Source organism: Kitasatospora sp. NPDC001664 (assembly GCF_053596675.1).
The window spans coordinates 70,225-91,813 of sequence record NZ_JBSFGS010000005.1; the positions used below are offsets into that span (position 1 = coordinate 70,225).

General features: G+C 72.4%; 15 protein-coding genes. 9 read left to right on the forward strand and 6 right to left on the reverse strand.

The window, feature by feature from the left end; all coding sequences use genetic code 11:
- Window positions 1-435: 435 nt before the first annotated feature.
- From ACWCYY_RS09165 to pyk, 7 genes are all read left to right on the forward strand, one after another.
- The gene (locus tag ACWCYY_RS09165) at window positions 436-2,391 is read left to right on the forward strand and encodes an alpha-1,4-glucan--maltose-1-phosphate maltosyltransferase (protein ID WP_449795650.1); all 1,956 of its coding nucleotides are present in this window, start codon (window positions 436-438) and stop codon (window positions 2,389-2,391) included.
- Complete coding sequence (gene treS, locus ACWCYY_RS09170; protein ID WP_396296968.1) at window positions 2,388-4,091, forward strand: maltose alpha-D-glucosyltransferase; 1,704 nt, start codon at window positions 2,388-2,390, stop codon at window positions 4,089-4,091. Before ACWCYY_RS09165 ends, treS begins: the two co-directional genes overlap by 4 nt.
- Before the next feature lie 237 nt (window positions 4,092-4,328).
- Entirely contained in the window at window positions 4,329-5,813 is a 1,485-nt protein-coding gene (locus ACWCYY_RS09175; protein ID WP_345290167.1) for a maltokinase N-terminal cap-like domain-containing protein, read from the forward strand.
- A gap of 79 nt (window positions 5,814-5,892) precedes the next feature.
- Window positions 5,893-8,328, forward strand: coding sequence for a 1,4-alpha-glucan branching enzyme (gene glgB, locus ACWCYY_RS09180; protein ID WP_449795570.1), 2,436 nt, complete (start codon window positions 5,893-5,895; stop codon window positions 8,326-8,328).
- 232 nt (window positions 8,329-8,560) lie between these two features.
- Window positions 8,561-10,708, forward strand: a complete 2,148-nt coding sequence (gene pta / locus ACWCYY_RS09185) for a phosphate acetyltransferase (protein ID WP_345290164.1) — start codon at window positions 8,561-8,563, stop codon at window positions 10,706-10,708.
- Window positions 10,705-11,910 (forward strand): acetate kinase, encoded by a 1,206-nt coding sequence (locus ACWCYY_RS09190; protein ID WP_449795571.1) that lies wholly within the window; start codon window positions 10,705-10,707, stop codon window positions 11,908-11,910. Before pta ends, ACWCYY_RS09190 begins: the two co-directional genes overlap by 4 nt.
- 97 nt (window positions 11,911-12,007) lie before the next feature.
- Window positions 12,008-13,432, forward strand: a complete 1,425-nt coding sequence (gene pyk, locus ACWCYY_RS09195; protein ID WP_345290162.1) for a pyruvate kinase — start codon at window positions 12,008-12,010, stop codon at window positions 13,430-13,432.
- A 63-nt stretch (window positions 13,433-13,495) separates the two neighbouring features.
- On the opposite strand, the gene ACWCYY_RS09200 is transcribed toward pyk, so the two are convergent.
- The 4 genes from ACWCYY_RS09200 to trxA all read right to left on the reverse strand — a co-directional run bounded on the left by ACWCYY_RS09200 (window position 13,496) and on the right by trxA (window position 17,685).
- Complete coding sequence (locus tag ACWCYY_RS09200; protein WP_449795572.1) at window positions 13,496-14,746, reverse strand: hypothetical protein; 1,251 nt, start codon at window positions 14,744-14,746, stop codon at window positions 13,496-13,498.
- On the reverse strand, window positions 14,743-15,348 hold the full coding sequence (locus tag ACWCYY_RS09205) for a DUF6114 domain-containing protein (RefSeq protein WP_449795573.1): 606 nt from the start codon (window positions 15,346-15,348) through the stop codon (window positions 14,743-14,745). The genes ACWCYY_RS09200 and ACWCYY_RS09205 overlap by 4 nt, the downstream gene beginning before the upstream one ends.
- A 108-nt stretch (window positions 15,349-15,456) precedes the next feature.
- A complete protein-coding gene (locus ACWCYY_RS09210; RefSeq protein WP_345290158.1) occupies window positions 15,457-16,173 on the reverse strand; it encodes a DUF6230 family protein in 717 nt (238 codons plus the stop codon).
- A 528-nt stretch (window positions 16,174-16,701) separates the two neighbouring features.
- On the reverse strand, window positions 16,702-17,685 hold the full coding sequence (gene trxA, locus ACWCYY_RS09215) for a thioredoxin (protein WP_449795574.1): 984 nt from the start codon (window positions 17,683-17,685) through the stop codon (window positions 16,702-16,704).
- 514 nt (window positions 17,686-18,199) lie between these two features.
- On the opposite strand from trxA, the gene ACWCYY_RS09220 reads away from it, so the two are divergent.
- The gene (locus tag ACWCYY_RS09220) at window positions 18,200-18,760 is read left to right on the forward strand and encodes a TetR/AcrR family transcriptional regulator (RefSeq protein WP_345283956.1); all 561 of its coding nucleotides are present in this window, start codon (window positions 18,200-18,202) and stop codon (window positions 18,758-18,760) included.
- A 150-nt stretch (window positions 18,761-18,910) separates the two neighbouring features.
- Window positions 18,911-19,294 (forward strand): hypothetical protein, encoded by a 384-nt coding sequence (locus ACWCYY_RS09225; protein ID WP_345283605.1) that lies wholly within the window; start codon window positions 18,911-18,913, stop codon window positions 19,292-19,294.
- Between the two features lie 86 nt (window positions 19,295-19,380).
- On the opposite strand, the gene ACWCYY_RS09230 is transcribed toward ACWCYY_RS09225, so the two are convergent.
- Window positions 19,381-20,385 (reverse strand): SDR family NAD(P)-dependent oxidoreductase, encoded by a 1,005-nt coding sequence (locus tag ACWCYY_RS09230; RefSeq protein WP_449795575.1) that lies wholly within the window; start codon window positions 20,383-20,385, stop codon window positions 19,381-19,383.
- Entirely contained in the window at window positions 20,382-21,527 is a 1,146-nt protein-coding gene (locus ACWCYY_RS09235; protein WP_449795576.1) for a UDP-N-acetylglucosamine--N-acetylmuramyl-(pentapeptide) pyrophosphoryl-undecaprenol N-acetylglucosamine transferase, read from the reverse strand. Before ACWCYY_RS09235 ends, ACWCYY_RS09230 begins: the two co-directional genes overlap by 4 nt.
- Window positions 21,528-21,589: the final 62 nt, after the last annotated feature.

A 21,589-nucleotide genomic window follows, 5' to 3' on the forward strand; every position in this document is an offset into this window, starting at 1 on the left:
CTGTGTGCTCGTGATCAGGCGTGTCCTCGTACACCTGCCCGTCGTTCTCGGTTGGGTTGGGTCGCACGGGAGCGCGCCCGATGCGACGCGCGCCGGGACGCGCGCGGGCAGGTCTCCGGAGCAGGTCCTCTCTCACCCACGCAGTCCCCCCTCGGGCAGGAGTCAGGCATGCACGGTGACACGCGGGATCAACCGACTCACGGCGCGGCGGCCCTCGAACCGCCGTCGGAACCGGAGCTCCCCGCCCCTCGGACGGCCCGCAAGGGCACCACCCCGCGCAGGACCACCACCACGAAGACCAGCGCCACCACGAAGACCACGGCCACGAAGACCGCGACCACCACCACGAAGACCCCCACCAAGACCGCCGCCGCCGCCAAGAAGACCACCGCCCCCCGGAAGACCACCGCCCGCAAGACGACAGAGAGCACCACCGTGATCGGCCGCATCCCCGTCCTGGACGTCTCCCCCCAGATCGACGCCGGGCGCCGCCCGGCCAAGGCGGTGGTGGGCGAACGGTTCCAGGTGACCGCCACCGTCTTCCGCGAGGGCCACGAGGCGGTCAACGCCAACGTGGTGCTCCGCGACCCGCGCGGCCGCAGCGCCCCGTGGACCCCGATGGAGGAACTCGCCCCGGGCACCGACCGCTGGGGCGCCCACGTCACCCCCACCGCGCCGGGCCGCTGGTCCTACCTGGTGGAGGCCTGGGGCGACCCGGTGGCCCACTGGCGCCGGACCGCCGGCATCAAGCTCCCCGCCGGGATCGACACCGCGGTGGTCCTGGAGGAGGGCGCCGCCCTGCTGGAGCGCGCCGCCGCCGGCGTGCCCAAGAAGGAGGGCCGGGCGCACGTGCTGGCCGCCGCCGACGCGCTGCGCGACACCGAGCTCTCCCCGCTCTCCCGGCTGGCCGCCGCGCTGGCCCCCGAGGTCACCGCCCTGCTGGAGCGCTACCCGCTGCGCGAACTGATCAGCTCCACCCGGCCGTTGCCGCTCCAGGTGGACCGGGAGCGGGCGCTCTACGGCTCCTGGTACGAGTTCTTCCCCCGCTCCGAGGGCGCCCTGGTCGACCCGGACGGCAACCACCCGCCGGTCTCCGGCACCTTCCGCACCGCCGCCGAACGGCTCCCGGCGGTGGCCGCGATGGGCTTCGACGTGCTCTACCTGCCGCCCGTCCACCCCATCGGCCGGGCCTACCGCAAGGGCCCCGACAACTCCCTGACGGCGGGTCGGCACGACGTCGGCTCCCCCTGGGCGATCGGCTCCCCCGAGGGCGGGCACGACGCGGTCCACCCCGACCTCGGCACCATCGAGGACTTCGACTTCTTCGTCGCCGAGGCCAACGCGCTCGGCATCGAGGTCGCCCTGGACTTCGCCCTCCAGTGCTCCCCGGACCACCCCTGGGTCAACAAGCACCCCGAGTGGTTCAGCCACCGCGCCGACGGCACCATCGCCTACGCCGAGAACCCGCCGAAGAAGTACCAGGACATCTACCCGATCGCCTTCGACCAGGACTTCGACGGCCTGGTCAAGGAGACCCTGCGGGTCCTGCGGCACTGGATGGCCCACGGCGTCCGGATCTTCCGCGTCGACAACCCGCACACCAAGCCGGTGCTGTTCTGGGAGAAGGTGCTCGGCGACATCGCCCGCACCGACCCCGACGTGGTCTTCCTGGCCGAGGCCTTCACCCGCCCGGCGATGATGCACACCCTGGGGAAGGTCGGCTTCCACCAGTCCTACACCTACTTCACCTGGCGCGAGACCAAGGACGAACTCACCGAGTACCTCACCGAACTGACCGGTGACGCCGCCTCCTACATGCGCCCCAACTTCTTCGCCAACACCCCGGACATCCTGCCCGGCCACCTCCAGGACGGCGGCCCCGCCGCCTTCGCCCTTCGCGCCGTCCTCGCCGCCACCCTCGCCCCGAGCTGGGGGATCTACGCGGGCTTCGAGCACTACGAGAACCAGCCCGCCAAGCCCGGCTCCGAGGAGTACGCGAGCTCCGAGAAGTACGAGCTGCGCCCGCGCGACTGGTCCCGCACCGACACCCTCGCCCCCCTCATCACCACCCTCAACCGGCTGAGGCGCCGTCACCCCGCCCTCCAGCAGCTGCGCGACCTGGTCTTCCACCCCACCGACAACGACGCCCTGATCGCCTACTCGAAGACCGCCACCACCGAGGACGGCCTCACCGACCACGTCCTCACCGTGGTCAACCTCGATCCCCACCACCCCCAGGAAGCCACCGTCACCCTCCCCTGGGACGGCCCGCTCGCCGTGCACGACGAACTGACCGGAGCCTCCTGGACCTGGCACCGCCACAACTACGTCCGGCTCGACCCCACCACCGGGCCGGCCCACCTCCTCACGGTTCGGAGGAACCCTCAGTGACAGTGAACGATCCCGTGCCCGACACCTTCGCCGAGACCTCGCCGGGTGACCGCGACCCGGAGTGGTTCAAGCGGGCGGTGTTCTACGAGGTCCTGGTGCGCTCGTTCCAGGACAGCAACGGGGACGGGGTGGGCGATCTCAAGGGCCTCACCTCGAAGCTGGACTACCTGCAGTGGCTCGGCGTGGACTGCCTCTGGCTGCCGCCGTTCTTCGCCTCGCCGCTCAGGGACGGCGGGTACGACGTGGCCGACTACAAGTCGGTGCTGCCGGAGTTCGGCGACCTGGCCGACTTCGTGGAGTTCGTGGACGCGGCGCACAAGCGCGGCATGCGGGTGATCATCGACTTCGTGATGAACCACACCAGCGACCAGCACCCGTGGTTCCAGGAGTCCCGCCGCGACCCGGACGGGCCGTACGGCGACTTCTACATGTGGGCCGACGACGACAAGCAGTACCCGGACGCGCGGATCATCTTCGTCGACACCGAGACCTCCAACTGGACCTACGATCCGGTGCGCAAGCAGTACTTCTGGCACCGGTTCTTCTCCCACCAGCCGGACCTGAACTACGACAACCCCCGGGTCCAGGAGGAGATGATCGCGGGGCTGCGGTTCTGGCTGGACCTCGGGATCGACGGGTTCCGGCTGGACGCGGTGCCGTACCTGTTCGCCCGCGAGGGCACCAACTGCGAGAACCTCCCGGAGACCCACGAGTTCCTGCGCCGGGTCCGCAAGGAGATCGACGCGGACTACCCGGACACCGTGCTGCTGGCCGAGGCCAACCAGTGGCCGGAGGACGTCGTCGACTACTTCGGGGACTTCTCCTCCGGCGGCGACGAGTGCCACATGGCCTTCCACTTCCCGGTGATGCCGCGGATCTTCATGGCGGTCCGCCGGGAGTCGCGCTACCCGGTCTCGGAGATCCTGGCCAAGACCCCGACCATCCCCGGCAACTGCCAGTGGGGGATCTTCCTGCGCAACCACGACGAGCTGACCCTGGAGATGGTCACCGACGAGGAGCGCGACTACATGTACGCGGAGTACGCCAAGGACCCGCGGATGCGGGCCAACGTGGGCATCCGCCGCCGGCTCTCCCCGCTGCTGGAGAACGACCGCAACCAGGTCGAGCTGTTCACCGCCCTGCTGCTCTCGCTGCCCGGCTCGCCGGTCCTCTACTACGGGGACGAGATCGGCATGGGCGACAACATCTGGCTCGGCGACCGGGACGGCGTCCGCACCCCGATGCAGTGGACCCCGGACCGCAACGCGGGTTTCTCCTCGGCCGACCCGGGCAGGCTCAGTCTGCCGCCCATCATGGACCCGGTGTACGGCTATCAGGTGACCAACGTCGAGGCGCAGCAGAGCAGTTCGAGCTCGCTGCTGCACTGGACGCGTCGCATGATCGAGATCCGCAAGCTCAATCCGGCGTTCGGCCTCGGCAGCTACACCGAACTGCCCTCCAGCAATCCCGCGGTCCTGGCCTTCGTGCGCGAGCACGAGGGCGACCTGGTCATGTGCGTGAACAACTTCTCGCGGTTCGCGCAGCCGACCGAGTTGGATCTGCGGCGGTACGGGGGACGCTACCCGGTGGAGCTGATCGGCGGTGTGCGCTTCCCGTCCATCGGCGAGTGGCCGTACCTGCTGACCCTGGCCGGGCACGGCTTCTACTGGTTCCAGCTGCGCAATCCTCGCAAGCAGTGAAGTAACGATCAGTCAGTTCACCTGCCACAGGCCCCGGGGGCGCGAAGCACGATCTCGCGCCCCCGGGCTCCGCTCTGCACCACCGCGTACGGAGAACAGCCCAACGGCCACCCACACTATGGCGTGACACCCGAGCCAGGCTCGCGTGCCGTCGCCGCCGCGCCGCCGAAATCCGGAAGACTGACGGACCCGGCCAGACCCGTCGGGCAGTCGGCCCGCTTCCGGGGAAAGGGAGTCATGTCCGAAACCTCCCGTTCTCAGGCCCACCTGCACCAAGATCCGTCCGGAGCGGCCACCGCCCCGGTCGGAGCGCGGAGCACCGGGGTCCGGAGAACCGCTGTCGGGGTCAGCGAGCTGGTCCAGTCCGCCCTGCCGCTGATCGCGGCCTGGCTGCCCGGCCAGCGCTGGTACGCGGGCAAGGGGCGCGCGATCACCGGGCTCACGCCCTTGGTCGGCACCCCGCTCCAGGTCGGCGACCCGGCCCTGCTCCACCTGCTGCTGCGGGTCGAGTACGCGGGCGACGACTCGCCCGGCGAGATCTACCAGCTGATGCTCGGGATCCGTTCCCAGCACTCCCTGGGCCTGCCGCCGACCGCCGTGCTCGGGCGGCTGACCGGCGGCCAGCACGACGGCGCCGCGCTCTACGACGCGGTGCACGACCCGGAGCTGACGGGCCGTCTGCTGGAGCACCTGGCCACCGGTGACCGGTTCGGCGCGCTGTCGTTCCGCCGCACCCCGGGCCCGGGCCTGCCCGCCCACCTGCCCGGCCGGGCCTCCACCGCCGAGCAGTCCAACAGCTCGGTGATCTACGGCACCGAGTTCATCCTCAAGCTGTTCCGCCGGATCAGCCCCGGCACCAACCCGGACCTGGAGCTCTCGCTCGCGCTCTCCCGGGCCGGCTCCACCCGGATCCCCCGGGTGGCCGCCTGGTTCGAGAGCCGGATGGAGGGGGCCGAACCGGCCACCCTCGGCCTGCTCCAGCGCTACCTGCCGGACGCCGAGGACGGCTGGGTGCTGGCCCTGGACCAGGTCGGCCGGCTCAAGGGCGACCCCTCCCCCGGCAACTTCGCGATCGAGGCGCACCGGCTCGGCCGGGCCACCGCCGAGGTCCACCGGGTGCTGGCCCGCTCCATGCCGGTGGCCCGACTGGACCGCGCCCAGACCAGCCTGCTGGCCGCCCAGATGGCCGACCGGCTGGACCGGGCGGTCACCGCCGTGCCCGGCCTGGCCCGGTACCGCACCGCGCTGCGGGCCGCCTTCCGCGCCCTGACGGCGGATCACCTGGACGGCCTCTCGGTCCAGCGCATCCACGGCGACCTGCACCTGGGCCAGGCGATGCGCACCCCGCACGGCTGGGTCCTGCTGGACTTCGAGGGCGAGCCCGCGAAGCCGCTGGCCGAGCGCAGGCTCCCGCAGCCGGCGCTGCGCGACGTGGCCGCCATGCTGCGCTCCTTCGACTACGCCGCGGCCCACCTGCTGGCCGGCACCCCCGCCGACCCGGAGCTGGCCCACCTGGCCGCCGCCTGGGCCGGGCGCAACCGCACCGCGTACTGCGCGGGCTACACCGCCGGCGGCGGGACGGACCCGCACTCGGCGCCGGAGCTGATGCGCGCGCTGGAGATCGACAAGGCGGTCTACGAGGTGGTCTACGAGGCCCGGCACCGGCCGAGCTGGCTCCCCATCCCGCTGGCCGCCATCAACCGCCTGGCCCTCACCGTCTGACGCCGCCCCCGCTCCCCGCTCCCCGCTCCCCCGCCCCGTTCCGACGATCCGCCCGACCCCCCCGCAGGAGGACCCCGCCGTGACCCCGCCCGGCCAGAAGCGCGACCGCAGCACACCCGTGCCCGCCACCTTCCTGCCCGAGCGGCCCGGCGATCCGGCCCACCGCCGCGTCAAGCCCCGCCCCGGGCGCACCCACCCGCCGGCCCCGCCCCGCCCCGTCGCGGTCACGGCGGAGCCGACGGCACTCACCCCGGAGCCCTCACCGGAGCCCTCGCCCGAGCCAGCCGCCGCAGCGCCCGTCCGCCGCCAGGAGACCGCGCTGCGGCTGCCCGAGGCCCCGCTGCCCCCCGGCGAGATCGACCGGCTGCTCTCCGGCGAGCACCACGACCCGCACTCCCTGCTCGGCGCCCACCTCACCACCGAGGGCGTGACGATCCGGGTGCTGCGCCCGTTCGCCGAACGCGTGGTGGTGCTCACCGGGCAGGGTCCGGTGGAGCTGACCCACCTCCAGCGCGGCCTGTTCACCGGCCTGCTGACGGGCCTTCCGGAGATCCCGGCGTACTCGCTCCGGGTGAGCTACCCCGGCGGCGAGCCGCTGGAGCAGCAGGACGGCTACCGGCTGCCGCCCACCCTGGGCGAGCTGGACCTGCACCTGATCCGGGAGGGCCGGCACGAGCAGCTCTGGCGGGCACTCGGGAGCCAGGTCCGCACGGTGGCCGGGATCGCCGGCACCGCCTTCGCGGTCTGGGCCCCGAACGCCACCGGCGTGCGGGTGATCGGCGACTTCAACCACTGGGACGGCACCGGCCACCCGATGCGCTCGCTGGGCTCCTCCGGGGTCTGGGAGCTCTTCGTGCCGGGACTGGCCGAGGGCACCACGTACAAGTACGAGATCCACACCCGGCACGGCCAGGTGCTGGAGAAGGCCGACCCGCTGGCCCGGGCCACCCAGGTGCCGCCGGCCACCGCCTCGGTGGTGACCAGCTCGGCGTACGAGTGGGACGACCGGGAGTGGATGGCCCGCCGGGAGCGCACGGTGCACCACCGGGCCCCGATGTCGGTCTACGAGCTCCACCTCGCCTCCTGGCGGCCGGAGTTGACCACCTACCGCGAGCTGGCCGCCGTACTCCCCGGCTACCTGAAGGACCTGGGCTTCACCCACGTGGAGTTCATGCCGGTGATGGAGCACCCCTTCGGGGGCTCCTGGGGCTACCAGGTGACCGGCTTCTACGCGCCGACCTCCCGGCTTGGCTCCCCCGACGACTTCCGCTTCCTGGTGGACACCCTGCACCGGCACGGCATCGGCGTGATCGTCGACTGGGTGCCCGCGCACTTCCCCAAGGACGCCTTCGCGCTGGCCCGCTTCGACGGCGAGCCGCTCTACGAGCCGGCCGACCCGCTGCGCGCCGAGCACCCGGACTGGGGCACCCTGGAGTTCGACTACGCCCGCACCGAGGTGCGCAACTTCCTGGTGGCCAACGCGGTCTACTGGTGCGAGGAGTTCCACGTCGACGGCCTGCGGGTGGACGCGGTGGCCTCGATGCTCTACCTCGACTACTCCCGCGAGGGCGGCGCCTGGACCCCGAACCAGTACGGCGGCCGGGAGAACCTGGACGCCGTCGCCTTCCTCCAGGAGATGAACGCCACCGTCTACCGGCGCTGCCCCGGTGTGGTCACCATCGCCGAGGAGTCCACCGCCTGGGACGGCGTCACCCGGCCCACCGACTCCGGCGGCCTGGGCTTCGGCCTGAAGTGGAACATGGGCTGGATGCACGACTCCCTGGTCTACATGTCCAAGGAGCCGGTGCACCGCAAGCACCACCACGACGAGATCACCTTCTCCCTGGTGTACGCCTGGTCGGAGAACTACGTGCTGCCGATCTCGCACGACGAGGTGGTGCACGGCAAGCGCGCCCTGGTCTCCAAGATGCCCGGCGACTGGTGGCAGCAGCGGGCCAACCACCGGGCCTACCTGGGCTTCATGTGGGCCCACCCGGGCAAGCAACTGCTGTTCATGGGACAGGAGTTCGCCCAGGGCGCGGAGTGGAGCCACGAGGACGGCCCGCAGTGGTGGGTGCTCGGCGAGGACTGGCCGGCCGCCGGGGACCACCTCGGCGTGCGCCGCCTGGTGGCCGACCTCAACCACACCTACCTGGCCACCCCCGCCCTCTGGGAGCAGGACACCACCCCGGACGGGTTCCGCTGGCTGGACGGCGGCGCGGCCGAGGACAACCTGCTCTCCTTCGTCCGCCACGCCGCCGACGGCACCCCGCTGGTCGCGGTCTGCAACTTCTCCCCCGTGGTCCGCCACGGCCACCGCGTCGGCCTGCCCCAGCTCCCCGGCCGCGAGCAGCTCTGGGAAGAGGTGCTCAACACCGACGCCGAGCAGTACGGCGGCAGCGGCATCGCCAACTCCCACCCCGTCAAGTCCGAGGCCACCCCCTGGAACGGCCAGCCCCGCAGCACGGAACTGGTCCTTCCCCCGCTCTCCACCATCTGGCTCCGCCCGGCCTGACCGCGCCCGACGCGCACCGACGTCCCTCGGACCGCTCCTGCCGCCGCCACCCGGGCCGCGGCAGGAGCGGACGGCCTCGGCTGACCGGCCGTCAGGGCCCTGTGGCCCGGCGGTCCGGTGACCTTCGTCCCTTGCCTCCGACGGGTGTGCGCACATGCGGACGTCCCTCACCAGTGCGAATGTATGGTCGATGTGACCGCTGACTGAGGGACGACCGAAACGGAGCTGCCAGGTGGCGCGCAGCGTGTACGTGACCGGGATCGACCGGGGGGACGGCCGTCAGGCGGTCGAACTCGGGGTCATGGAACTGCTCACCCGTCAGGTGGACCGGGTCGGGGTCTTCCGGCCGCTGGTCCACGCGAACGCGCCCGGCGAGGCCGGGTCGGACCACGTGGTGGAGCTGCTGCGCGACCGGTACCGGCTGGACCTGCCGACCAACGAGATGTACGGCCTCACCTACGAGGAGGCCGCGGCCCTGCAGGCCGCCCAGGGGCAGGACGAGCTGGTCTCCACCCTGGTGGAGCGCTTCCACGCGATGGAGCGCCGCTGCCAGGCCGTACTGGTGCTCGGCACCGACTTCGCGGACACCAACATCCCGGACGAGCTGGCCTTCAACGCCCGCCTCGCCAACGAGTTCGGCGCCTGGGTGCTGCCGGTGGTCGGCGGCCACGACGAGGACCCGACGGCGGTCATCGCCGAGGTGCGCAACGCCCACCGGGCCTACCGCGACCTGGGTTGCTCGGTGCTGGCGATGATCGCCAACCGGGTGGCCCCCGGCGCCAAGCAGCAGATCCAGCGGGTGCTGGCCGAGAAGCTCTCCGTCCCGTCCTACGTCCTCCCGGAGGAGCCCGCGCTGGCCGCCCCCACGGTGGCCCAGCTGGTCGAGGCGACCGGCGCCGAGGTGCTGCTCGGCGACGCGGCCGGGCTGGCCCGGGACGTCCGCGGCTTCGTCTTCGGCGGCGCCATGCTGCCGACCTTCCTGAACGCGCTGACCGACGGCGCCCTGGTGGTCACCCCCGGGGACCGGGCCGACCTGGTGATCGGCTCGCTGGCCGCGCACGCGGCGGGCGCCCCGCCGATCGCCGGCGTGCTGCTGACCCTCGGTCAGCACCCCGGGCCGAACGTGATGGCGCTGGCCGGCCGGCTGGCCCCCGGCACCCCGGTGGCCGTGGTCCCCGAGGGCAGCTGGCTGACCGCCGCCGCCCTCACCCACCTGGAGGGCCGGATCGGCCCGGCCAGCCCGCGGAAGGCCGAGATCGCCCTCGGACTCTTCGAACTCCACGTGGACACCGCCGAGTTGACCAAGCGGATCGAGCTCGGCAAGTCCGAGCGGGTCACCCCGATGATGTTCGAGCACGAGCTGCTGGAGCGGGCCAGGTCGGCCCGCCGGCACGTGGTGCTCCCCGAGGGCACCGAGGAGCGGGTGCTGCGCGCCGCCGAGGTGCTGCTGCGCCGCAACATCTGCGACCTCACCCTGCTGGGCCAGCCGGACGAGGTGCGCCGCAAGGCAGCCGCGCTGGGCATCGCGGTGCCCGCCGAAGACCTGGACCGGGGCGACGGCGCCCGGCTGCGGATCGTCGACCCGGCCACCAGCCCGCTGCGCCAGCAGTTCGCCGAGCTCTACGCCAAGCTGCGCGCCCACAAGGGCATGACCGTCGAGCTGGCCCTGGACGTGGTCACCGACGTCTCCTACTTCGGCACCCTGATGGTCCAGGAGGGCATCGCCGACGGCATGGTCTCCGGCGCGGTGCACTCCACCGCCGCCACCATCCGCCCGGCCTTCGAGGTGATCAAGACCTCGCCCGGCGCGGCGATCGTCTCCTCGGTCTTCTTCATGTGCCTGGCCGACAAGGTGCTGGTCTACGGCGACTGCGCGGTCAACCCCGACCCGGACGCCCAGCAGCTGGCCGACATCGCCATCCAGGCGGCCGGCACCGCGGCCCAGTTCGGCGTGGAGCCCCGGGTCGCGATGCTCTCCTACTCCACCGGCACCTCCGGCTCCGGCGCGGACGTGGACAAGGTCCGCAAGGCCACCGAGCTGGTCCGCGAGCTGCGCCCGGACATCCTGGTCGAGGGCCCGATCCAGTACGACGCGGCGGTCGACCCGAACGTGGCCGCCACCAAGCTGCCCGGCTCCGAGGTCGCCGGACGGGCCACCGTGCTGATCTTCCCCGACCTCAACACGGGCAACAACACCTACAAGGCCGTGCAGCGCTCGGCCGGGGCCGTGGCCGTCGGCCCGGTCCTCCAGGGCCTGCGCAAGCCGGTCAACGACCTGTCCCGGGGGGCGCTGGTCCAGGACATCGTGAACACCGTCGCCATCACCGCCATCCAGGCCCAGGGCCAGGGACCGGCGCAGAACCAAGGAGCCGCCTCGTGACCGGAGCCACCCGGGTACTCGTCCTCAACGCCGGGTCCTCCTCGGTCAAGTACCAGCTGATCGACATGGTGGACGGCTCCCGGCTGGCCTCCGGCCTGGTCGAGCGGATCGGCGAGAGCGGCGGCCGCCTGGTGCACGCCCCGCACGGCCGGGAGAAGCGCGAGGTCTCGGCGCTGTTCGCCGACCACGCCGCCGCGCTCAAGGCGGTCGCCGAGGAGCTGACCGCCGACGGCCTCGGCCTGGACTCCCCCGAGCTGGCCGCGATCGGCCACCGGGTGGTGCACGGCGGGCTGCGGTTCACCGAGCCGACCCTGGTCACCGAGGAGGTGCTGGCCGAGATCCGCCGGCTGATCCCGGTCGCCCCGCTGCACAACCCCGCCAACATCACCGGCATCGAGGTGGCCCGGGCACTGCGCCCCGACCTCCCGCAGGTCGCGGTCTTCGACACCGCCTTCCACGCCACCATGCCGGAGTACGCGGCCCGCTACGCGATCGACCGCAAGACCGCCGACGAGCACCGGGTGCGCCGCTACGGCTTCCACGGCACCTCGCACCAGTACGTCTCCCGGGCCACCGCCCGGCTGCTCGGCAAGGATCCGGCCGAGGTCAACGTGATCGTGCTGCACCTGGGCAACGGCGGCTCGGTCTCGGCCGTCTCCGGCGGGGTCTGCGTGGACACCTCGATGGGCCTGACTCCGCTGGAGGGCCTGGTGATGGGCACTCGTTCGGGTGACATCGACCCGGGCGTGGTCTTCCACCTGCACCGGGTGGGCGGCCTGAGCATCGATCAGATCGACGAGCTGCTGAACCGCCGCTCCGGCCTGCTGGGCCTGTGCGGGGACAACGACATGCGCGAGGTGATGCGCCGCGCCGAGGAGGGCGACGCCGAGGCGAAGCTGGCCTTCGACGCCTACGTGCACCGGCTGCGCAAGTACCTCGGCGGCTACTACGCCGTGCTCGGCCGGGTGGACGCGGTGGCCTTCACGGCCGGGGTGGGCGAGAACGCCGCCCCCGTCCGGGCGGCCGCCTGCGCCGGGCTGGAGGAGCTCGGCATCGCGGTGGACCCCGAGCTGAACGCGGTCCGCTCCGGTGAGGCCCGGGTGATCTCGCCCGAGTACTCCCGGGTCGCGGTGGCGGTGGTGCCGACCGACGAGGAGCTGGAAATCGCCAGGCAGTCCTTCGCTCTGGTACACCAAACCTGACGAACCATCAGCATCCCATCCCTCGGGACAGTTCGTTGACGATTCCTCAGCTTTCGGGCCGAATGCACCGATAACACGAACGGATAGACTGACCGATATGCGCCGAGCGAAAATTGTCTGCACCCTGGGTCCCGCCACGGACTCCTACGAACAGCTGAAGGCCATCGTCGAAGCGGGCATGAACGTCGCCCGACTGAACATGAGCCACGGCTCCCACGCCGAGCACGAGGAGCGGTACCGCAAGGTCCGCCAGGTGTCCCAGGACACCGGTCGCACCATCGGCATCCTCGCCGACCTCCAGGGCCCGAAGATCCGTCTGGCGACCTTCGCCAACGGCCCGGTCACGGTCGACAACGGTGACGAGTTCACCATCACCACCGAGGACGTGCCGGGCGACCAGCACATCTGCGGCACCACCTACAAGGGCCTGCCCGGCGACGTGAAGCCCGGCGACCCGGTCCTGATCAACGACGGCGTCATCGCCCTGGAGGTCGTCAGCGTCGACGGCCCCCGCGTGAAGACCGTGGTCGTCGAGGGCGGCGTGCTCTCGAACAACAAGGGGATCAACCTCCCCGGCGCGGCGGTCAACGTGCCGGCCCTGTCCGAGAAGGACAAGGAGGACCTGCGCTTCGCCCTGGAGCTCGGCGTCGACATGGTCGCACTGTCCTTCGTGCGGAACGCGGCCGACATCGACGACGTGCACAAGGTCATGGACGAGGTCGGCATTCGTGTGCCGGTCATCGCCAAGATCGAGAAGCCGCAGGCGGTCGAGGCGATGGAGGAGATCGTCCTCGCCTTCGACGCCATCATGGTGGCCCGCGGCGACCTGGCGGTCGAGTACCCGCTGGAGAAGGTGCCGCTGGTCCAGAAGCAGCTGATCACCCTGGCCCGCCGCAACGCCAAGCCGGTCATCGTCGCCACCCAGATGATGGAGTCGATGATCCACGCCTCGCGGCCGACCCGCGCCGAGGTCTCGGACGTCGCCAACGCCATCCTGGACGGCGCGGACGCGATCATGCTCTCCGCCGAGTCCAGCGTCGGCAAGTACCCGGTCGAGACGGTCAAGACCATGAGCCGGATCGCCGAGACGGCCGAGGAGGAGCTGCTCGCGCAGGGCCTCCAGCCGCTCAACCCGGGCCGCAAGCCGCGCACCCAGGGCGGCTCGATCGCCCGCGCCGCCTGCGAGCTGGGCGACTTCCTCAACGCCAAGGCGCTGGTCGCGTTCACCAAGTCCGGTGACACCGCCCGCCGCCTGTCCCGCTACCGCTCGCCGATCCCGGTGATCGCCTTCACCCCGGACGCCGCGACCCGCGCCCAGCTCTCGCTGAGCTGGGGCGTCGAGGCGTACGTCACCGAGCAGGTGGACACCACCGACGCGATGGTCGCCCAGGTCGACCAGGAGCTGCTCGCCCTGAGCCGGCTGAACGAGGGCGACACCGTCATCGTCACCGCCGGCTCCCCGCCCGGCATCCCCGGCAACACCAACATGGTCCAGGTCCACCACCTGGGCACCCGCTCCTGACCCTGCGGGAACGCCGAACGGGCCGTCACCTCCTCGGAGGTGACGGCCCGTTCGCTTCGCGTCCTAGTAAGGCGTCTGGTCGTTGTAGAGCCGCATGCCGGGGATCTTCAGCGTGCCGCCGAACTGCCCGGCCTGCACGGCCTTGGCGTCCTTCAGCTTGAGGTCCAGCGGGATCGGGACGGTGCTGAGCATGTCCCAGAGCCAGCGCGGCAGGGTGTCCGGAGTGAGGGTGATCTCGCCCAGGTCGATCGGGATCGGCAGGCCGATCACCTCGGTGAGGTGGCCGGACAGGCTCTCCACGTACATGGTGATCGGGCCCTGGCGCATCGTCGAGGTGGTCCCCGGCCCGCCCTTCACGTGGAAGGTGTAGCCCGGCACCTCGATCGTCGACATGTCGAGGTTCTCGATGTCCACGGAGGCGGTGGTGAACTTGAGCACCCGCTTGGTGCCGGTCGGCGTCCGGACGTCGTAGACGCCGTTGAAGACCGAGCCGTGCAGGGCCAGCAGGGTGGAGCGCAGCGTCCAGTTCTGCTCCGGCACCACGTGCCCGGGGCCAGCCGCCAGCGCCTTCGCCGAACGGGTGTCCACCGCGCAGTTGGGGTCGGCCGAGGGGCTCGCCGAACCGCTCGGCGCGGCACCGGGCTTGGCCTTCTCGGCGGACTTCGCGGACGGGCTCGCCGCCGCCTTGGCCGAGGGGGCCGAGGAGGGCTGCGCGGCCGGGGACTGCGGGGCCGCGCTCGTGCCGGTGCGCGACTGCGGCGTCCCGGCGGTCGGGGTCGGCGTGGCCGGCTGACCCGGGCCGGTCGCCGGGGTCGGCGTGGCCTGGGCCGGCTTCGGGGGCTGCGCCGGGGTCGGGGTCGGGCTCGGCGACTTCGGCGTGAAGACGCCGAGCAGGTCGTCGATCAGCCCGGCCTGGGACACCTTCGCGGTGCCGGAACCGCCCAGCGCGACCGCGTTGCTGACGGTCCGTCCGCCGCCCGTGAGGCTCGCCGCGGTCGGCGAGGCGGACGGAGTGGACGGGGCCGACGGGCTCGCGGGCGCGGAGGGCACCGTGCTGGGCAGACCCGGGCCGGGGAGCGGGGTCAGCTCGCTCTTCGGGACCGGGGTCTCCTCCAGGATGGCGTCCGGCGCGGTGGCCGCACCGCAGGAGGTCTTCGGCTCGGCCTGCGCCAGGGTCGGGATCGCGCCCATCAGCAGCGCGGTCGGCACCGCGGCCAGCGCGAACGCGCGGCCCCGCAGCCGCCCGGTGCGGCGCGGCGCGGCGTGCCGGGGGCCGGGCACCGTGGCCGCGCCCGGCTCGACTGCGTCGGTCACCGCTGCTCCCCCTGCTCGGGCTGCGCCGGCTGCTCCTCGGCGGTGCGCTGGACGGGGAGCGCCTCGGTCTGCGCGGCCTGGTCGGTCTGGTCGGTCTGCCCGGGAGCGGCCTGCTCGGGAGCGGCCTGGAACTGCGCGACCTGCTGCCCGTCGGCCGGGTACTCCGTGAACTCGGCGCCGATCACCGGCGGTTCGGCCTCGTTCGGCGCCCAGGAGACCAGCAGGCCGCCGGCCACCAGGCCGAGGATCAGGCCGAGCCCGAAGCCGCCCAGGTTGGACATCGGGATGGAGACCAGCGCGAGGATGGTGGTGGCGACCCCGGCGAAGACCCGGACGACCGGCTGGAACCAGCCGGTGAGGCCGAGCGCGATCATCAGCAGGCCGATGACCAGCGAGCCGGCGCCGGCCGTGGTGGCCATCTGCACCGTCATCCCGTTGAGGTTGAGGCTGTGGTACGGCAGGTACAGGATCGGCACACCGGCGATCATGGCCAGCAGACCGCCCCAGAAGGGCCTGGAGCGGCGCCAGTTGCGGAACCCGGTCCGTGCACGGTTGAACGGGCTCCCGGCCTCCGGCCAGGACTGGGCAGTTGCGCTGGACACGATGCAACTCCTCGACGGGATCTACGAGGTGGAAGAGCGAGATGGTGCGGCCGGGGTCGGCGAAGGCCGGCCCCGGCCTGGTGGACCGTCGTGCGACGGTCCGTCCGACTACTGCGCGGCCGCGTTCGGGTCGAGCACGGAACCGGTCTTCGGCTCCTCGTAGAAGCACTCCTTGCCCTTGCCGTTGCTGCCCAGGAACAGGTCGAGCGACAGGCCGCGAAGCTTGAAGGTGCCGGCCGAGGTGGCGTAGGCGGTCTGCTTCACGTTGGTGAGCTTGGCGGTCTTGGCGGCCTGCGAGAAGCCGATCGCGCCGGCCGGCTTGCCGGTGCCGAGCGCGCTCTTCCAGTCCTTGGTGGCGGTGCCGTCGAGGGTGGAGGCGTCCTGGCCGATGTTGATGTTCCCGAACTCCGCGTCACCACGCAGGCTGTCCAGGTCGATCAGCAGGTTCTCGGCCTCGACCTGACGGTTCACGTCGTCGCTGTTGCCGGCCTCGAGGCGCATGGTGACCTCGGGCAGCTTCAGACCGAGCAGGCTCGGGGTGGTGACCACCGACTGGCACATGTTCTTGAGGCGGGCCTTGTCGAACGCCGAGATGGCGACCGGGTGGACCTTGCCGTTGACCTCGGCGTCGAAGGAACCGAACTGGGCGAACTTCTCACCGTTCAGCTCGTCGACGGTGACCTTGAAGCGCTGCCCGGAGACGGCGAACGAGGCCGCGAGGGCACTGTTGGCGATGCCCACGCCGATCGCGGCGGTGGCCGCGATGCTGGGGACCATCACGAGCGCGAAGCGCTTCCAGCGGGTCTTGCCGAAAGTCTGGGACATGCGTGTCCTCCTTCTGGGACGCACATCTCCTGGCCGTGCCGGGCCACCCGTGCCCGGCGCCGACCTGGGATGGGAGAGAGCTGCGTCCTCGGTAGCGGCGACAACCAACGACCGCACGGATGTGCAGCCGAAGAAGGACAGGAACCGCGTGTGGGATCTGCGGATACCCCCCTGCCCTCCGACCGCCGGCGGGGACCGGCGGCGGCCCGGCGGGGACCTCTGGAGAGAGGACCGGGCGTCGCCGATCGTGCTTGAATCCCAGGCGAAGTACAAGAGGTGCGTTACTGACGGGTAATCCAACATCAGCACCCGTTGATCATGGAATCCAAGGCACCATCACGGACAGTGACACCAGCCCGCCCGACCGGGGGCTTCATCCAGTGGAAACAGGGACGAAACACCCCCCATCGTCACCGGAGGTGACGAGTGGGGGGTGTGGTCAAGATTTGATAAACGCCTGTGGATTCCTGCGCAATGTCGCCAAATCTCCCACGGCACCGCAGGTCACACGCCGTGCCAGGGTCGTGCTCAGAACAGCACCCGGGCCAGCGCGGTACGCGCCCTGACGACCCTCTCGTCCTCGGCGCCGATCACCTCGAACAGCTCCAGCAGCCGGAGCCGGGCGGTGTCCCGGTCCTCGCCGAAGGTGCGGCCCACGGTGTCCACCAGACGCCCGAAGGCGTCCTCGACGTGACCGCCGACCAGGTCCAGGTCGGCCGCGTCCAGCTGGGCCGCCACGTCCTTGGGGCCGGCGGCGGCCGCCGTGCGGACCACCTGCGGGTCCAACTTCTCGACCCGGTGCAGGAGTTCGGCCTGTGCCAGGCCGAGCTTGGCCTCGGTGTTCCCCGGCTGGTCGGTCAGCACGTTCTTGTACGCCTGGATCGCGCCGCCCAGATCACCGCGGTCCAGCGCGTCGTGCGCGGCGGACAGCGCCGGGTCCTCCGGGCGGACCGGCGCGACGGGGGCGCCGTCCGCGGAGACCGCGCCGCCGACGATGCCGAAGCGCTGCTCGGCGACGGCGATCAGCTGGTCCAGAACCTTGCGGACGTTGGCCTCGTTCTCGGCGCCCTGGAAGAGCGGCACCAACTGGCCCGCCACCACGGCCATCACGGCCGGGATGCCCTGGATGCCGAACTGCTGGGCGATCAGCTGGTTGGCGTCGACGTCGATCTTGGCGAGCACGATCCGGCCGGCGTACTCCTCGGCCAGGCGCTCCAGGATCGGGCTGAGCTGCTTGCACGGCCCGCACCACTCGGCCCAGAAGTCCACCACCACCGGGACCTCGGCGGAGCGCTGCACCACCTCGGCCTCGAAGGTGTCCTCGCTGACGTCGATGACCAGCGGGTAGGCGGCGGAGGCGGAGTCGTCCGCACCCCCGGCCGCCGCTTGGCGGGCCCGCTCGGCCCGGACCTGCTCGGCCTTCTGGGCGGCCTCACCGGCCGCCTTCACTGCGGCGAGGTCGACCGCACCACGCAGGGCGGAGCTGTTGAGACGCGAATTCGGTGACTGCATGGCACCATCCTCCCCCGTCCGCGCCCCCGACGTGTGCCAACCGCCGGGAAAAGGCCCGGTGGAACTGCCGGTCGCCCGGCACCGCCGGGCGGTCCCCCCGGCGTCGGCGGGAGTCGCCTCCCGGCGTAGTCGAAGGAGGGCTGGCGCGGATCCCCACCCGCGCCCCGCGTCCGCCCGATCCCTGGGCCGGACGCGTGGTTGTCGCTCTATTCGCTACGAGTCGTAGCGTATCTGCTCACCGGGCCGGTGCCGCAAGCCCTTCCGGGCCGGTGGGGACGTGAGCTGCCCCACTTTCCCCCGGCCTGCGGATGCCGCTCCGGCCAGTCTGTCGCTACCGTATGCAGGCCAAGTTACTTGCAGGTAAACCGTAGGAGGCTCGGTGGCCCCCACCACCCGGCAGCCCGCCCCGGAACCGGACGCGGCCCTCACCGCGGACAACGCTCCGGCCCTCGCCCCCGCTCCCGCGCACCCGCGCGGCAAGGGGCGGCCGCGCAGCGCCGCCGCCGACACCGCCATCCTCGACGCGACCAGGGCCGCCCTCGCCGAGCTCGGCTGGGGCGGGCTCACCATGGGCCACGTGGCGGCCCGGGCCGGCGTCGCCAAGACCACCCTCTACCGGCGCTGGCCCTCCAAGAACGAACTGGTGGTCGACGCCGTCGCCAGCCTCTTCGACGACCTGGAGGTCGCCGACCTCGGCAGCCTGCGGGCCGACATCGAGGCGGTGGTCTTCCGCTTCGCCGAGCTCCTCGCCCGCCCCGAGACCCAGGCCGCCCTGCTCGCCCTGTTCGCCGAGGGCACCCGCGACCCGCTGCTGCGGCGGCGCATCCGCGAGCGGATCGTCGACCCGCAGAAGCACCTGGTCCAGCAGGGCCGGCTCAACGCCCAGCGCCGCGGCGAACTCGGACCGGACCTGGACGAGGCCACCGCCTGCGAGGAGATCGCCATCATCTTCGACACCATCGCCGGCACCGTCGAACACCGCATGCTGGTCAGCGGCGAACCCGTCACCCCGGACTGGGTGCACCGCTTCACCACCCTGCTCCTCAACCCCCTCCCGGGCCTGCTGGGCGGCTGAGGCGGCGGCGCCGAGGACGCCCGCAGCGCCCCGGGCCGCCGGTCATACCGTGGTACGACCCCGCGGTCGGCTCCCCGGTATGACGACGGGTCAGGTGGGCGCCGGGCAGGGTGGGGCCCGTCAGCCGGACCGACCGAGAAGGTGCCCACGATGCCGTCCACGACCCTCGCCCACCCCCGCCACCTCGCCACCGACGCCCTCCGGGCCGGCCTCGCACTGCCCACCGGGCTGCTCCGGACCGCCCGGGCCGGGCGGGGAGCCGGCCGGCCCCTGGCGCGGAGCGTGCTCGGGCTGCCGCTGGACCTGACGGCCCTGGTCCTGGTCGCCTACGCGGTCTTCAACACCGTGCGGAACTTCGGCTACCCGCTCTGGTACGGGGACACCGACTACCACCAGGCCTGGGGCGGGCCGACGATGGCCGGCGTCTGGGCGGTGCACGCCCTCGGCTGGGCCGCCTGCCTCTACGTGCTTGCGCGCTGGCCGCTGCGGTGGATCCGGCGCGGGCAGCGCGCGCTGGACTCCCGGCTGGGCTGAGCGACCGCGCCCCGGCGGCCGCCCTGCTGACGGCGGCTCGGACGTGACGGCGGCTCGGCCCGGAAACGGCTCGGCCCTGCGGCGGGTCAGACCTGGTAGCGGCCCGGGGCGAAGGCGTCGAGGTGGGCGGCGACCCAGGCGGAGGTCTCCCGCAGGCCTTGGTCGAGGGTCACCCGGGGCTGCCAGCCGGTGAGTTCGCGGGCCAGGCGGTTGTCGGAGAGCAGCCGCTCGACCTCGCTGCCGCCCGGCCGCAGCCGGCCCGGATCGGTGACCACCTCGGCCTCGCGGCCCGAGGCGGCGATCAGCCGGTGGGCGAGGTCGCCGATGGAGATCTCCCGACCGGTGCCGAGGTTGAGCACCCGGCCCAGCGCCGCCTCGGACCGCGCCGCCGCCAGGAAGCCCTCCGCGGTGTCGGTGGCGAAGGTGAAGTCCCGGGTCGGGGTGGTCGAGCCGAGCCTGATCTGCCGGGCACCGGAGTGGAGCTGGGCCAGGATGGTGGGGATCACCGCCCGGGCGGACTGCCGCGGACCGTAGGTGTTGAACGGCCGGACCACCACCACCGGCAGCTCGAAGGAGTGCCAGTGCGCGAGCGCCGCCATGTCGGCGCCGATCTTCGAGGCGGAGTACGGCGACTGCGGCTGCAGCGGGTGCTCCTCGGTGATCGGCACCGTCCGCGCCGTGCCGTACACCTCGCTGGTGGAGGTGTGCACCAGCCGGGCCCCGTGCCGCAGGCAGGCCGCCGCGACGTTCTGGGTGCCGACCACGTTGGTCTGCACGTACGCCTCGGGCGCCTGGTAGCTGTACGGGATGCCGATCAGCGCGGCCAGGTGGAAGACGGTGTCGCAGCCCGCCACCGCGTCCTGCACCCGCCCCGGGTCGCGGACGTCCCCGGCGAGCATCTCCACCTGACCACCGCTCAGGTAGCGCGCCAGGTAGCCGCGTTCGGCGTACGGCTTGTAGTGCACCAGCGCCCGCACCGACGCACCGCGCGCCACCAGCAGGTCGACCAGCGTCGAGCCGATGAAGCCCTCCGCGCCGGTGACCAGCACGCGCCGTCCGGTCCAGTCCGTCCGGTCCGTCCAGTCGTTCATGCGACCCTCCTCAGGTCTCGGTGGTGTCCGCGGACGGTCCGCAGCACCTTGGCCGCCAGCAGGTCCGCCGCCTCGGCGTGCGTCCCCGGGTCGGCGGCCCGGCCCATCGCGGCCAGCCGGGCCGGATCGGCCAGCAGCGGGCCGGCCAGCTCGGCCAGCCGCCCGGCGGTGCACTCGGCGTCGGGCAGCAGCAGGCCGGCCCCGGCGTCGGTGAGCACCCGGGCGTTGTGGGTCTGGTGGTCGTGCGGAGCGTGCGGGTAGGGCACCAGCACGGCCGGGACGCCGGTGCCGGCCAGCTCCGCCACGGTGGCCGAGCCGGCCCGGCAGACCACCAGGTCGGCGGCGGCGTAGGCGAGGTCCATCCGGTCCAGGTACGGGACGGCCTCCGCGACCGGGTTCCCCGCCAGGCTCGAACGGGCCCGGGCCAGCGCCGCCGGGCCGGTCTTGACGAGCAGTCGGACGTCGTCCCGGCCGCGCCAGAGCTCGGCCAGGCCGAGCGCCGCCTCGGTGAGCCGGGCCGCGCCGAGGCTGCCGCCGTTGAAGACCACCAACCGGGCACCGGGCGGCACGCCGAGCCGGGCCCGCGCCTCCGGTCGGAGCGCGGCCCGGTCCATCCCGGCCACCGCGGAGACCATCGGCATGCCCACGGTCTCCGCCTCCACCCCGGCCGGCAGGTGGGCCCGGGTGCGGTCGAAGGCCAGGGCCAGGTGCGGGGTGAGCCGGGCGGCGAAGCGGTTGGCCCGGCCGGGCACGGCGTTGGACTCGTGCACCACGCTGGGCAGTCCGGCCATCCGGGCCCCGAGGATCACCGGCGCACTCGGGTAGCCGCCCATGCCCACCGCGATCTGCGCGCCCTGGGCGCGCAGGATCTCCCGGCACTGCGCGCCGGAGCGCAGCAGAGCGGCCGGGAGCAGGTAGCGGCGCAGTCCGAGCGAGGCGTCGAAGGGGATCATGTCCACCGTGTGCAGCCGGTACCCGGCGGCGGGGATCAGGGTGGTCTCCAGTCCGCGCTCGGTGCCGACGAAGGAGATCTCCGCCTCCGGCCTGGCCCGGCGCAGCGCCTCGGCGAGCGCCAGGCCCGGGTAGATGTGGCCACCCGTGCCGCCCGCTCCGATCACCACCGACAAGCTCTGTTCTGTCATGGCCGAGGAGCCTGACGGGGCGTCGTAAGAGAGTTCTAATAGCCCGGTTTGCCATGCTTGTC

Bases quoted from the DNA above. Each gene is read 5' to 3' on its own strand.
- ACWCYY_RS09235 (WP_449795576.1), bottom strand. From the start codon at position 21,527: ATGACAGAACAGAGCTTGTCGGTGGTGATCGGAGCGGGCGGCACGGGT.
- ACWCYY_RS09210 (WP_345290158.1), bottom strand. From the start codon at position 16,173: ATGTCCCAGACTTTCGGCAAGACCCGCTGGAAGCGCTTCGCGCTCGTG.
- trxA (WP_449795574.1), bottom strand. From the start codon at position 17,685: ATGCAGTCACCGAATTCGCGTCTCAACAGCTCCGCCCTGCGTGGTGCG.
- pyk (WP_345290162.1), top strand. From the start codon at position 12,008: ATGCGCCGAGCGAAAATTGTCTGCACCCTGGGTCCCGCCACGGACTCC.
- ACWCYY_RS09175 (WP_345290167.1), top strand. From the start codon at position 4,329: ATGTCCGAAACCTCCCGTTCTCAGGCCCACCTGCACCAAGATCCGTCC.
- ACWCYY_RS09230 (WP_449795575.1), bottom strand. From the start codon at position 20,385: ATGAACGACTGGACGGACCGGACGGACTGGACCGGACGGCGCGTGCTG.
- ACWCYY_RS09225 (WP_345283605.1), top strand. From the start codon at position 18,911: ATGCCGTCCACGACCCTCGCCCACCCCCGCCACCTCGCCACCGACGCC.